General features: G+C 71.2%; 10 protein-coding genes. 3 read left to right on the top strand and 7 right to left on the bottom strand.

Going from position 1 to position 12,709, the window contains the following annotated elements; translation table 11 throughout:
• Window positions 1-61 precede the first annotated feature (61 nt).
• Both ACFU8W_RS30355 and ACFU8W_RS30350 read right to left on the bottom strand, forming a co-directional pair.
• Complete coding sequence (locus ACFU8W_RS30355) at window positions 62-757, bottom strand: response regulator transcription factor (protein ID WP_345515054.1); 696 nt, start codon at window positions 755-757, stop codon at window positions 62-64.
• The gene (locus ACFU8W_RS30350) at window positions 754-2,040 is read right to left on the bottom strand and encodes a PspC domain-containing protein (RefSeq protein WP_345515053.1); all 1,287 of its coding nucleotides are present in this window, start codon (window positions 2,038-2,040) and stop codon (window positions 754-756) included. The genes ACFU8W_RS30355 and ACFU8W_RS30350 overlap by 4 nt, the downstream gene beginning before the upstream one ends.
• Window positions 2,041-2,230: 190 nt before the next feature.
• Between ACFU8W_RS30350 and ACFU8W_RS30345 the strand changes: the two genes are divergently transcribed.
• Window positions 2,231-3,541 carry a PspC domain-containing protein gene (locus ACFU8W_RS30345; protein WP_384043758.1) on the top strand — a complete coding sequence of 437 codons (1,311 nt, stop codon included), beginning with the start codon at window positions 2,231-2,233 and terminating at the stop codon, window positions 3,539-3,541.
• A 156-nt stretch (window positions 3,542-3,697) separates the two neighbouring features.
• Here ACFU8W_RS30345 and ACFU8W_RS30340 read toward each other — a convergent pair whose 3' ends face one another.
• The 4 genes from ACFU8W_RS30340 to guaA form a co-directional block, all read right to left on the bottom strand.
• The gene (locus ACFU8W_RS30340) at window positions 3,698-4,207 is read right to left on the bottom strand and encodes a DoxX family protein (RefSeq protein ID WP_384043756.1); all 510 of its coding nucleotides are present in this window, start codon (window positions 4,205-4,207) and stop codon (window positions 3,698-3,700) included.
• Between the two features lie 134 nt (window positions 4,208-4,341).
• The gene (locus tag ACFU8W_RS30335) at window positions 4,342-5,607 is read right to left on the bottom strand and encodes a hypothetical protein (RefSeq protein ID WP_384043823.1); all 1,266 of its coding nucleotides are present in this window, start codon (window positions 5,605-5,607) and stop codon (window positions 4,342-4,344) included.
• 113 nt (window positions 5,608-5,720) lie between these two features.
• Window positions 5,721-6,491 (bottom strand): class II aldolase/adducin family protein, encoded by a 771-nt coding sequence (locus tag ACFU8W_RS30330; protein ID WP_384043753.1) that lies wholly within the window; start codon window positions 6,489-6,491, stop codon window positions 5,721-5,723.
• Between the two features lie 165 nt (window positions 6,492-6,656).
• On the bottom strand, window positions 6,657-8,252 hold the full coding sequence (guaA, locus tag ACFU8W_RS30325; RefSeq protein WP_384043750.1) for a glutamine-hydrolyzing GMP synthase: 1,596 nt from the start codon (window positions 8,250-8,252) through the stop codon (window positions 6,657-6,659).
• Window positions 8,253-8,634: 382 nt separating this feature from the next.
• On the opposite strand from guaA, the gene ACFU8W_RS30320 reads away from it, so the two are divergent.
• Together ACFU8W_RS30320 and ACFU8W_RS30315 are read left to right on the top strand one after the other, a co-directional pair.
• The gene (locus ACFU8W_RS30320) at window positions 8,635-8,940 is read left to right on the top strand and encodes a chorismate mutase (protein WP_345515047.1); all 306 of its coding nucleotides are present in this window, start codon (window positions 8,635-8,637) and stop codon (window positions 8,938-8,940) included.
• Between the two features lie 799 nt (window positions 8,941-9,739).
• Window positions 9,740-10,774: an LAETG motif-containing sortase-dependent surface protein gene (locus tag ACFU8W_RS30315; protein WP_384043747.1), complete on the top strand. Its 1,035-nt coding sequence runs from the start codon at window positions 9,740-9,742 to the stop codon at window positions 10,772-10,774.
• A gap of 95 nt (window positions 10,775-10,869) precedes the next feature.
• Here the strand turns inward: ACFU8W_RS30315 and ACFU8W_RS30310 are convergent, their stop codons facing one another.
• Window positions 10,870-12,696, bottom strand: a complete 1,827-nt coding sequence (locus tag ACFU8W_RS30310; RefSeq protein ID WP_345515045.1) for a GMC family oxidoreductase — start codon at window positions 12,694-12,696, stop codon at window positions 10,870-10,872.
• Window positions 12,697-12,709 lie beyond the last annotated feature (13 nt).

Genomic DNA, 12,709 nt, shown 5'->3' with positions numbered 1-12,709 from the left:
TACCGAAGGGTCGGCGAGAGACTCAACATCTCCATCGACCCCGAACGGGAGAACGGCTGACTCAGACCAGCCGTCGGGCCGTCGCCCACCGCGTCAGCTCGTGCCGGTTCGACAGCTGGAGTTTCCGCAGCACCGCCGAGACATGCGACTCGACCGTCTTCACCGAGATGAACAGCTGCTTGGCAATCTCCTTGTACGCATAGCCGCGCGCGATCAGCCGCAGCACCTCGCGCTCGCGCTGCGTCAGCCGGTCCAGGTCCTCGTCGACGGGCGGCGCGTCCGTCGAGGCGAACGCGTCGAGGACGAAGCCGGCCAGCCGGGGCGAGAACACCGCGTCGCCCTCCTGCACCCGGAAGACCGAATCGACCAGATCGGTGCCGGTGATCGTCTTGGTGACGTAGCCGCGTGCGCCGCCGCGGATGACACCGATGACATCCTCGGCGGCGTCCGAGACGGACAGCGCAAGGAAGCGCACCGGGTTCTCGACCGCGCCCATCAGCGGGGCGCAGCGGCGCAACACCTCGACGCCGCCGCCGCCCGGCAGGTGCACGTCGAGGAGGACGACCTCGGGGCGGGTCGCCGTGATGACGGTGACCGCCTGGTCGACATCGGCGGCCTCGCCGACGACCTCGACACCGGTCTCCTCGGTGCGGCCGATCTCGGCCTGGACTCCGGTGCGGAACATCCGGTGGTCGTCGACGAGCACGACCCGTACCCGGCGCTCCGGGCCCCCGATCGCTTCGGTGGTCTCGGTCATTCGCCCGCCCTCTCCATCTCCAGCTCGACTTCCGTGCCCCCGCCGGGCACCGAACGCAGCCGCGCCGTACCGCCGTTGCGCTGCATCCGGCCGATGATTGATTCTCGTACGCCCATTCTGTCCCCCGGTACGGAATCCGGATCGAATCCCGGACCACGGTCCCGTACGGAGACGAAGACCGTGCGGCCCTCGACCTCCGCGTAGACCTGCACGGCGCCGCCCTCGCCACCGTACTTCGCGGCATTGACCATCGCCTCGCGTGCGGCCTGCATCTGCGCGGCGAGCTTCTCGTCGAGCGGGCAGTCGCCGACGACGACGACCTCCAGTGGGACACCGTGCTTGTCCTCGACCTCGGCGGCGGCGCGTTTGACGGCTTCGGCGAGGGTCTCCGGTTCGTCGCCCTCGTCCTTGCCGGTGCCCTCGGGGTTGTACAGCCAGTTGCGCAGCTCGCGTTCCTGGGCGCGGGCCAGTCTGCGGACCTCGCTGCCGTCGTCCGCGTTGCGCTGGATCAGGGTGAGGGTGTGCAGCACGGAGTCGTGGACGTGAGCCGCGACCTCGGCGCGTTCCTGGGCCCTGATGCGCATCAGGCGTTCCTCGGACAGGTCCTGGGTCATGCGGACGAGATAGGGACCCGCCAGCAGCGCGATGCCGGTGAGGACGGCGATCGCCGCGGTCAGCACATTGCCGAGCTGGGCCGCGGAGCCGCGTACCACGATGAAGACGGCGAGTCCCAGGCCGACCAGGGCGACCCCGGCCAGCGCGCGGGCCAGATGCAGCACCCGGCGGCGGCGGCCGACCTCCATCCAGCGGGCCCGGCGGGCGTTGTCGGCCTGCCGCCACACCAGGACGGAGCCCGCGCCGATCAGCAGCGTCGGCCAGATGTAACGGTCGGCCTTGCTGCCCATGTCGACGTTGCCGACGAAGGTCACGGCGCCGATGAGGAGCGCGAGGAGGGCGAACACCTGCCCCTTGTCGGGCTTGCGGAGCCTGCGCCGGCCGTCGGGGGCCGTCTCGAAGACGGAGCGCGGCGCGTCGACGCCGCCGACGCCGAGGGGGACGACGATCCAGAACACGGCGTAGAGCAGAGCCCCGAGGCCGTCCGCGAAGAACAGTCCGAGGAAGACGAACCGCACCCAGACGACGGGCAGCCCGAGATGTCCGGCGAGACCGCGCGCGACGCCGCCGAGCAGCCGTCCGTCGGCACTGCGGTACAGCTTGCGCAGCGGTGGCTCCTCCGGGTCGGCGCTGAGGGAGCTTGCGGCTCGGGGTGAGGCGGTCGGCATGCCACGATCGTCACATGGACGGGTGAGCGGCGGTATCAGGGTCTGCCCCCACTTCGACCCTGAGACGGGCAGTTCGCACCCGCCGCACGCACCGCGACGGCGCCCTTCAGGGTCCGGGGGAACCAATATCAGGGATCGGCCAGGGTCGGCGCGGGTCCCGTCGGCGCTTGCCGCCCGTCACCATGGAGCCATGACCGTTCCCCAGGACGCCGCGCCCGGCGTCGCACCGCAGCCCGCACCGAGACCGCAGCTGCAGCGCAGCTCGCGGCAGAAAGTGGTGGCCGGGGTGTGCGGCGGACTCGGCCGGTACTGCGACGTGGACCCGGTGATCTTCCGGATCGTGATCGGTGTGCTGTCGGTGACCGGTGGCGTCGGCCTGATCTTCTACGGCTTCGCCTGGCTGCTGCTCCCGCTGGAGGGCGAGGAGGAGAACGAGGCACGCAGGCTGCTGTCCGGCCGGGTCGAGGGGGCGTCGCTGGTCGCGGTGCTGTTCGCGCTGATCGGCTGCGGGCTCTTCCTGTCCATGCTGGGCAACGGGGGCACGCTGGCGTTCTCCGCGATGCTGACGCTCGCGGTCGTCGGCTTCAGCGTGTGGACGCAAACCCGCAGGACCGCCGCGCCCGAGGACCCGCTGCACCCGACGGCCGCGCAGGCGGTGGCGGACGCCCCGCCGGAGGTGAAAGCACCGCCGTCGCCGGCCAGCCCGTCGTGGTGGCGGGATCCGATCATCAAGGACGGCACGTCCGGCCCGGTGGGACCGGGGTATCTGTGGGGCCCGGCGGATGCGGTGGCCGACAGTCCGCCGGTACGTCCCCGCAGGGCGGCGGACACCCCGTACCGCGCGCCCGAGCCGGTCCGGACCAACCGGGGGCCACGCTCGATCGGCGGCCTGGTCTTCCTGCTCGCACTGATCGCCGGCGGTCTGGGCACGGGCCTGAGCTGGCACACGCATCCGTTCGGCACGAGCCTGCAGTTCGGCCTGGCCGCAGCGCTCGCCGTGTTCGGTGCGGGGATGGTGGTCAGCACCTTCCTCGGCAGGACCGGGTTCGGCACCGTCCTGCTGGCGATGATCACGGCGGCGCTGCTGGCGGGCGCGGCCGCGCTGCCGAAGGACATCAGCACCCATTGGGTGCGGGAGGAATGGCGCCCGGCATCGGTCGCCGCGGTCCAGCCGCGGTACGAGCTCGGCAGCGGTGTCGGCACCCTCGACCTGTCGAAGGTGCCGGTCCCGAAGGGTGACACGGTCCGGACGCAGCTGGGGGTCGGCGCGGGCCGGGCGGTCGTCGTCGTGCCGAAGGCGGTGACGCTCCGGGTGCGGGCGGACGCCGGGATCGGCGACATCCGGCTGCCGGGCGATCCGCCGGGCGATGTGGACATCAGCCCGTCACCGAAGGAACACCGCATGATCGCCCCGCCCGCGGGCGTCACCCCGGCGGGCACGGTCGAGCTGGATCTGGAAGTCGGTATCGGACAGGTGGAGGTCATTCGTGCTGCGTCATGAGATCCGGCCGGGCCGGGCGGTCGCGGGCATCGCCATGCTCGCCCTCGCCGCCGGTTACGCGGCGGACGCGGCGGGCACCTGGGACGCTTCCTGGGTCTTCTTCTGCCCGGTGTTCTTCGGCGGCCTCTGGCTCGCCGCGACCACGACGTGGTTCGGCTACCGTATCCGTCGCCGTCGCGACGCGAGGAAGGCGTCCACGGAGAACGACGCGGCGCCGCCGAGCACCAGCGGCAGCCAGGCCATGAGGTAGGCCAGGTCGTTGCCGAAGTAGTACGGCTTGACCTGCCAGCTCACGGTCAGCCACAGGCTCAGCGAGATCAGCGCCCCGCCGAGTGCGGCGAGCCGGGCCCACAGCCCGATCAGGGTGCCGATGCCGACGGCGAGTTCACCGAAGGCGATGGCGTGCCCGAAGGCTCCCGGGCTCTTCAGCGCGAGGTCGACGAGGGCCGGGATCGCGGCCGAGTCGCGTACCGCGTGCATCGTCTCGCCGATGGAGCCGGGGCCGGTGGCGCGGAAGAAGGCACTGTCCGTCAGTTTGTCGAGCCCGGCATAGAGAAAGGTGACGCCGAGAAAGATCCGCAGTGGCAGCAGGGCATGCTCCCGCGCCAGCTCACGGATGCTTGTCGCTTCGCCCAGACCTCGCGAATTCGTGCCATACGCACGCATAAGGACCCTATCCTTCCGTCGACCCGTCACCAGACCATACGTACGCGGCGAACGGGCTGCTCACCTGCCCTGCGGTTCGATCCGGTCCGATCAGACCCGAGTGGCGGCCGGAGGGAAAGACGGTCGATCGGATCTCAGTCCGTGACGTCGATCTCGACCCGGTTCGTCTCCACCCCGGCGGCTGTCACGACCTGGACGTCCACCCGCCCGGGTTCCACCTCCACCGGGACCGGCACGGTGAGCACGGTGTCGGTCGGGTTGGCGAAGCCTCCCGTGACCGGGATCAGCGGGACATGGACATGGACCCGGCCGATCCTGACCACCATGCGGGCCAGCCGGTCCGGGGCCCCGGCGCCGGGCGGCACGAAGCCCGCTCCGCGGATCTCGATGTCGTCGCCGGTACGGATCGGCGCGTCCAGGTCACCGGCCTCCCGGGCCCGTACGACGGACAGCACGACCGGGCGCCCGCCCTCCGCGTACTTCCCCGCGAAGTACGTCGCCGCGGAGACCGCCACCAGCAGCGCCAGCCCCCACGGCAGATCGGGGAGCTGCTCGGGCCGGCGGGCCAGCCGGACCGCGGCGAAGAGGACGGCTACGGCGCTCACCAGCACGTACTGCACATCCGTGAAACTGCCGCGCCCGGAGTCGTCGGTGAGCAGATCGGCGGCGCGCGGCCGGTCCGCCCGCAGCTTCTGCAGGCGCTGCGCGAGGACGCGTACGGTCACCACCCGGCGTACGAGCACGGCGACGGCGCACACCAGCGCCAGCACGGTCAGCACCCCGACGCCACGCGCCAGCTCCAGACCGTCGATCAGCGCGTCGCGCTCCGCGTGGCTGGAGGCACCTGCCAGCTGCAGCGCGAGGACGAGTACGGAGAAGACGGTGAGCAGCACCCAGGCGACGGCGACCGCGCGGGAGGTGGAGAGCCGGTTGTCCTCGCCGACCAGCGGGGCGAGGACGCCGCCGCGGGCCCGGTGGAAGCGGGCGGCGCCGGTCAGCAGTGCCGCGGTGACGAGCCCGGCGAGCAGACCGGCGGTGCGGGCGGTCGACCAGCCCGCGCCGATCGCGGTGACCGCCTCGCCGATGACGAGCACGGCGACGCTCCCCCAGACGACGGCCAGGGTGCGCTGCCAGACCCGGCGGAGCCAGGCGTCGCCCGCCTCCCGGCTGCGTTCGGCGACCGTGCGGGCCGACTCGGTCAGCTCGTCGGAGACCCACTGACGGGTCGCGGACGCGGACTGGGCGACGCCGGTCGGCAGTCCCTGGCCCGCGGCGAGTCCGTCCCGTTTGGCCAGGAAGGCGGCCACCGCGCGCCGGTGTCCCTCGCGCGCCCCGTACGGGCAGTCGCCGCACGTACAGCCACCGCCGTGCGCGCCTTGTCGTGCCTCGTCCAACGCCACGGAGAACGCCGCCCTTTCCCGCCCCAGTACTGCCAACTGACCACCGATTGCTGCGAATTGTGCCGTACGGGACGGGCAGGTACCGCATCAGGGCGGTCCGGACGTGCAGATCGTCAGAACGTTCGAGCAATCCGCTTCCACAGGGGCTGGTAATTGATCCAGGCCACCAGGTCGCTGCCGAGCTGTTCGCGGGTGGCGACGGCGTCCCGGTGCTCGATCAGCACCGGCTTCCCGGCCGCCCGCGCGGTCAGCTGCACCTGGCAGGAGCGCTCCATGGTCAGGAACCACCAGGCGGCCGCGTCCACCGAGTCGCCGACGGTCAGCAGTCCGTGGTTGCGCAGGATGATCGCCTTGCGGGCGCCGAGCGCGGCCGCGATCCGGCGCCCCTCGTCCTCGTCGACCACGACGCCCGTGTAGGCCTGGTAGACCGCGTGGTCCTCGTAGAACGCGCAGGATTCCTGGGTGATCGGCTCGATGAACTCACCGAGCGTGGACAGTGCCCGGCCGTGCAGGGAGTGGGTGTGCGCGACGGCGACGACGTCCGGGCGCGCCCGGTGCACCTGGGCATGGACGGCGAACGCCGCCTGATTGACGTGGTGGCGCCCCTCGACGACCTGCCCGTCGCCGTTGACCAGGATCAGATCCTCCGGGCTCATCCCGTCGAAGGGGGCGCCGAACGGGTTGCCCCAGAAGCAGTCGGCGAACTCCGGGTCCCGTGCGGTGAGGTGACCGGAGACCCCGTCCTCGTACCCGTACTCACCGAACAGCCGCAACGCCCCGGCCAGCCGCTCCTTGCGGTGCGCGCGTTCCTCACCGACCGACTCGTGGACGGGCGGCATCGCGAACTGCAGCTGTTCGACGGGGATCGGCGTGGGCTCGGGCATGGCGACTCCTCGGGGCTCCCAGGGCATTCGGACGGAAGCTACCGCCGGTCACCGCAGGTGGCCAGAGCGATCACGTATCGATTCGCCGGAGCGGCGGCCCCGGACACGGCGATGCCGCCGCCCGGATGAACGAGCGACGGCATCGGCGTTGGCCCTGCGGTGGGATCACTCCCACTCGATGGTGCCCGGCGGCTTGCTCGTCACGTCGAGGACGACGCGGTTGACGTCGGCGACCTCGTTGGTGATGCGGGTGGAGATCTTCGCCAGGACCTCGTACGGCAGCCGCGACCAGTCGGCCGTCATCGCGTCCTCGGAGGAGACGGGGCGCAGCACGATCGGGTGACCATAGGTGCGGCCGTCGCCCTGGACGCCGACCGAGCGGACGTCGGCCAGGAGGACCACCGGGCACTGCCAGATGTCGCGGTCGAGTCCGGCCGCGGTCAGCTCCTCGCGGGCAATGGCGTCGGCCTCACGCAGCAGGTCGAGCCGCTCCTTGGTGACCTCGCCGACGATCCGGATACCGAGACCCGGGCCGGGGAACGGCTGGCGCTGGACGATGTCCTCCGGCAGGCCGAGCTCCTGGCCGACCATCCGGACCTCGTCCTTGAACAGCTGGCGCAGCGGCTCGACGAGCTGGAACTCGATGTCCTCGGGGAGGCCGCCCACGTTGTGGTGGGACTTGATGTTGGCGGTGCCGGTGCCGCCGCCGGACTCGACGACGTCCGGGTAGAGCGTGCCCTGCACGAGGAACGCGACGTCCTCGCCGGCCGCGCCCGCCTCGGCGACGAGCTCGGCCTGGGCCTGCTCGAAGACGCGGATGAACTCGCGGCCGATGATCTTCCGCTTCTGCTCGGGGTCGGAGACCCCGGCCAGCGCCTTCAGGAACCGCTCCTCCGCGTCGACGACCTTCAGCTGGACGCCGGTGGAGGCCACGAAGTCCTTCTCGACCTGCTCGCTCTCGCCCTTGCGCATCAGACCGTGGTCCACGTACACGCAGGTCAGCTGGGAGCCGATGGCCTTCTGGACGAGGGCCGCGGCGACCGCGGAGTCCACGCCGCCGGAGAGGCCGCAGATGGCGCGCTTGGTGCCGACCTGCTCGCGGATCAGCGCGATCTGCTCCTCGACCACATTGGTCGTGGTCCAGGTCGGCTCGATGCCCGCGCCGCGGTAGAGGAAGTGCTCCAGGACCTGCTGGCCGTGCGTGGAGTGCAGGACCTCGGGGTGGTACTGGACGCCGTAGAGCTTCTTCTCGTCGTTCTCGAAGGCGGCGACCGGTACGACGTCCGTGGACGCGGTGACGGTGAAGCCCTCGGGGGCGGCGGAGCAGGCGTCGCCGTGCGACATCCAGACGGACTGCTCGGCGGGCGTGCCCTCGAAGAGCGTGGAGCCGGTCTTGGAGACCGTCAGCGGCGTGCGGCCGTACTCACGGGCACCGTTGTCGTCGACAGTGCCGCCGAGGGTGGTGGCCATCAGCTGGAAGCCGTAGCACATGCCGAAGACCGGGACCCCGGCCTCGAACAGCGAACGGTCGAGGCTGGGCGCGCCCTCCGCGTACACCGAGGAGGGGCCGCCGGACAGGATGATCGCCCGGGGGTTCTTGGCCAGCATCTCGGCCACCGGCATCGTGGACGGGACGATCTCGCTGTAGACCCGGGCCTCACGGACGCGTCGGGCGATGAGCTGGGCGTACTGCGCGCCGAAGTCGACAACAAGGACCACGTCGGGCGTGGTGTCGGGGGCGGCGGGGGGTGCTGCTGGCACGGGGGCGGCCTTCCGGCGGTGAGAGGGGGGGGTCGGTTTCCGATTCTACCGGGGTTGCGAGGAGTACCTCTTTCTGCGTCTTCCCGGGTGCGGGCGGAAACCCTCCGGGCGTCGGCCGGGACGGGGCCCGCGACCGCCCCGACGGCGGCGTCTCAGCATCCGGCCCCGCATTGGCCCACCGCCCGGCACGGGTCCATACTGGGCCCATGCGTCAGCACACGACCTTCGTCTTTACCTATGGCATCCGGCCCGCCGGCTGCCATGGTCGTGCTGCTTGAGCAACTGACAAGCAACGTTCCAGGCGCCCCGGGCCGACAGGCCCGGGGCGTTCTGCGTTCGGGGCCCGACCGCTCCGGGGACCACATCCCCCAGGAGTCACACCATGAGCAACAGCACCGCCGCCGCGAAGACCCTCATCGAGAGGACCGGCGCGAACACAGATGAGGCCGCCGAGCTGATCGGTGACGCCCGCGAGCGCATCGACGCCCTGGACGACCGGATCATCGGGCTCGTCCAGGAACGGATGGCCGTCTCGGCAGTCATCCAGGAGGCGCGGATCACCTCCGGCGGCCGCCGGGTCAACCTCTCCCGCGAGATGGAGATCCTCGGCCAGTACCGGAAGGCGCTCGGCAAGCCCGGCACCTCGCTCGCCATGACGCTGCTGGAGCTGTGCCGCGGCCGCGTGTGACTTCCGCGGATCGGCCTCGCGCAAACCACCCGTCGGCCGGGCGCGCGGCGGCCGACGGGGGCTCCGGTGACTCCGGGGGCGTATCTGCGTTCGGACCGACTCTCACCCGTACGGCGCGTGACCGGGACCTCGGTGGCTTCGTTGGTCCCGGTGTCCGTGCCAGCCAGGGGCGGCTCAGGAAGAAACCACGCGTGGCTCCGCTGGAGCGTGTGGCGTACTGCAGGTACGCCGTGGGACCGCGCCCCAGCGTGCGTGACCGGTCGGCAGGGGACAGCAGCCCGGTCACCCCAAGAGCGGTCGGCTCCGGGGACGCCCGGAGCCGACCGTATCCGGTCGAAACGGTTGCGCGGGACGCAGCCGGTCCAGCACGATGCAAGGGGCAAGTCCCCCATATCGCACCACTCACGACCTGGGTCGACACCTCGTACGCGCCCCCCGCGCGCCGGGGGCGCCGACCCGACGCACCACCCTCCCGCGGCGCCACCCCCCGGCGCCGCCTCTCGGCACCGGCGCTGCCCTGACGTCGGTGCTGATCACCAAGGGCCCCGTGGACCGGTTCACACCGGACCGCGGGGCCCTTGGTCATGGAGCGGCGGCAGATTCCCGCAGGCCACGGAGGCACAGCGGAACATGCGTGACGCGTGTCACATAAGGATTCTGTGAACACCGGGACAACCATTACGGCGGGTGGCTGGTCATGCATGCAGAACAACGGCCCCACCCGTGCCCCCCACCGCGGAAGGTCCGTCCAGACCCTCGTACCGCGGCCGCAGCGGTACACCGGACTTCTGAGGTCTTCATGAAGCTTCGCCGCGCCATGGCGGTGGCCGCCGCCACCGCAGTCATAGCACCCGCAGCCATCCTGGCCGCCCCGGTCGCGTTCGCCGACGACACCGTCACCACCGTCGAGTCGACGACCCCGGAGCCGACCGGGAACACCGAGACCACGCCCGGCAGTACGCCGTCCGACGAGGTCACCACCACGGCTCCCGCCGAGAACACCTCCTCGCCCGCCGAGGAGACCGGCAAGCCCGCGGAGGAGACCGGCAAGCCCGTGAAGGAGACGGACGAGCCCGCCGCCGAGGCGTCCGGCACGCCCTCCGCGGACGCCGGCGCCACCCCGTCCGGCACGCCCTCCGTCACGCCGTCCGAGTCCGAGGACCCGCAGGAGCCGACCGAGTGCGAGAAGTCCGACCTGGACATCTCGATCAACGGCCTGCCCGGCAAGATCGCCCGCGGCAGCGGCTGGCACAAGTTCAAGATGAACGTCTACAACTCGTCGAAGACCACCGTGCGCGAGATCGACTACTTCGCGGGCGCCTCCTCGGACAAGGACGGCGACAACCTGTTCAAGTCGAAGCAGGTCAGCCTCCAGGCCCTCGACCCGGACACCGGCGCGTGGGAGGACCTCAGCGAGGACGGCCGCGCGGTCGGTTACGTCGGTCAGTCCGACGAGATCCAGGCCGGCTACGAGGTCGACATCCCGCTCCGCATCAATGTGAAGTCGACCGCCCCGGTCGGCGCCGGCTTCACCCTCGGCGCCGGTCTGTACATCGGCGACAAGGACTGCATGGGCGTCAGCGATGTCGCGTACAAGTTCCAGATCGTGAAGTCCGGCGGCAGCGGTTCGACGCCGCAGACCGGCGGCACCGCTCCGGTCCCGGCCGAGAAGCCGTCCTCCAACACCACGGGCCAGGTCTCCGGCACGCTCGCCGAGACCGGTTCGTCCTCCGCAGTGCCGATGTTCGCCCTCGCGGGCGGCGCGGCCGTAGTGCTCGGCGCCGGTGCGATGTTCGTCGTGCGACGCCGCAGGAACGGTGACACCGCCGCGTAACGGGCGACGTCACCGGTAGGCGTGAGGGGCTGCACTCGGAGGGGGGTGCAGCCCCTTTCCGCTGTCCTGATCCGGCCCGGTCCGACAGAGGGGCCCTACCGCTTCTTCTTCGGCGGGACCGTCGGCAGGCCCAGGAACGGCAGCTTCAGCGCGCCGAACGCCTCCTTCGGCACCGCCGGCGCCTTCGGCTCGACCGCGGCCAGCCGCACGTACGCCTCGCCCTGCGCCGGACGCGAGTCCGCCTCGCCCTTGTTGGGCCAGAACGACATGGCCCGCTCCGCCTGCGCGGTGATGGTCAGCGACGGGTTGACGCCGAGGTTCGCGGAGACCGCCGAGCCGTCCACGACCGAGATGCCCGGGTGCCCGTACAGCCGGTGGTACGGGTCGATGACCCCGTCCTCCGCGCTCGCACCGATCGGGCAGCCACCGAGGAAGTGCGCGGTGAGCGGGGTACCCATCAGTTCGCCGACGTTCGACCCGGCGAAGCCGTTGATCTCGTCGGCGAGCAGCGAGGCGCTGCGCGTCGCCTCCTCGATCTGGGTGGGGTTGGGCGCCCCGTGCCCCTGCCGGGCGGTGAGCAGGCCCTTTCCGATACCGCTGGGCTTGCGGTATGTCGTCAGGGAGTTGTCCAGCGACTGCATGACGAGACCGATGATGGTCCGCTCCGACCAGCGGTGGTTGGAGAGCGACCGGACGGCGAGGGTCGGGTGCTTGGCCATGTTGCCGAGCCAGCCCAGCACCCGGCGGCTGCCGTACGGGACCTGGAGGATCGACAGGGAGCCCATGGCGTTGGAACCCTTGCCGTAGCGGACCGGCTCGATGTGGGTGTTCTCGTCGGGGTGGATCGAGGACGTGATGGCGACGCCCTGGGTGAAGTCGGCCTTCGCGGTGCCGTGCTTCCTGCGGTAGCGGCGGTCGCTGGTCTGGGAGCCGACGAGCGCCTCGGAGTTGGTACGGGTCAGCTCGCCGAGCCTGGCGGAGAGCCGGGGCAGCAGCCCCGTGTCCTTCATGGTGTGCAGCAGGGTCTGGGTGCCGTACGTCCCCGCCGCGACGACCACCTTGCGGGCGCGCAGCAGTGTCGGCCTGCCCTTCTTCCGGCGGTCCGTCGGGACGGTCGTGACGTGGTACCCGCCCTCCGGGGCGTCCGTGATCGCGACGACGGAGGTCATCGGGTGGATGACGGCTCCGGCCTTCTCGGCGAGGTGGAGGTAGTTCTCGTTGAGGGTGTTCTTCGCGCCGTGGCGGCAGCCCGTCATGCATTCGCCGCACTCGGTGCAGGCCTTGCGGGCGGGGCCCGCGCCGCCGAAGTACGGGTCGGCGACCGTTCCGCCGGGCTTCGCCTTCGCCGCGCCGTCGGCGTCCTTGCCGTCGCCGAAGAAGACACCGACCGGGGCGAGATGAAAGGTGTCGCCGACGCCCATGGCCTGCGCGGCCGCCTTCAGATGGACGTCGGACGGGGTCATCGTGGGGTTGAGCCGCACCCCGAGCATCCGCTTGGCCTGGTCGTAGTACGGCGCCAGCTCGTCCTGCCAGTCGGTGATGGAAGCCCACTGGCGATCCTCGAAGAACGGGGCCGGCGGGACGTACAGCGTGTTGGCGTAGTTGAGGGAGCCACCGCCGACGCCCGCCCCGGCGAGCACCATCACCTTGCCGAGCAGATGCACGCGCTGGATGCCGAAGAGCCCGAGGGCGGGGGCCCACAGGTAGTTCTTGATGTCCCAGGAGTTCTTGGGGAGGGTGCCGGGGGTGAAGCGGCGGCCCGCCTCCAGAACCCCGACCCGGTACCCCTTCTCGCTCAACCGCAGGGCGGACACCGCGCCGCCGAAGCCCGAGCCGACGACGAGGACGTCGTAGTCGTACGCCGCGTCGTCGGTCTCATCGGCCGGTCCGGCCTGATTCTGGGCAGGGCTGTCCTGGGACATGGCTCTCCTCGGT

It is taken from the genome of Streptomyces sp. NPDC057565 (assembly GCF_042801455.1).
Classification (GTDB): domain Bacteria; phylum Actinomycetota; class Actinomycetes; order Streptomycetales; family Streptomycetaceae; genus Streptomyces; species Streptomyces yanii.
The sequence above is the reverse complement of the archived record's forward strand: the minus strand, read 5'-3'. Positions and strand labels throughout refer to the sequence as shown.

What these genes read in the sequence shown, in the direction of transcription:
- ACFU8W_RS30355 (WP_345515054.1), bottom strand. Translation starts at nt 757, where the DNA reads ATGACCGAGACCACCGAAGCGATCGGGGGCCCGGAGCGCCGGGTACGG.
- ACFU8W_RS30350 (WP_345515053.1), bottom strand. Translation starts at nt 2,040, where the DNA reads ATGCCGACCGCCTCACCCCGAGCCGCAAGCTCCCTCAGCGCCGACCCG.
- ACFU8W_RS30345 (WP_384043758.1), top strand. Translation starts at nt 2,231, where the DNA reads ATGACCGTTCCCCAGGACGCCGCGCCCGGCGTCGCACCGCAGCCCGCA.
- ACFU8W_RS30340 (WP_384043756.1), bottom strand. Translation starts at nt 4,207, where the DNA reads ATGCGTGCGTATGGCACGAATTCGCGAGGTCTGGGCGAAGCGACAAGC.
- ACFU8W_RS30330 (WP_384043753.1), bottom strand. Translation starts at nt 6,491, where the DNA reads ATGCCCGAGCCCACGCCGATCCCCGTCGAACAGCTGCAGTTCGCGATG.
- ACFU8W_RS30320 (WP_345515047.1), top strand. Translation starts at nt 8,635, where the DNA reads ATGAGCAACAGCACCGCCGCCGCGAAGACCCTCATCGAGAGGACCGGC.
- ACFU8W_RS30315 (WP_384043747.1), top strand. Translation starts at nt 9,740, where the DNA reads ATGAAGCTTCGCCGCGCCATGGCGGTGGCCGCCGCCACCGCAGTCATA.
- ACFU8W_RS30310 (WP_345515045.1), bottom strand. Translation starts at nt 12,696, where the DNA reads ATGTCCCAGGACAGCCCTGCCCAGAATCAGGCCGGACCGGCCGATGAG.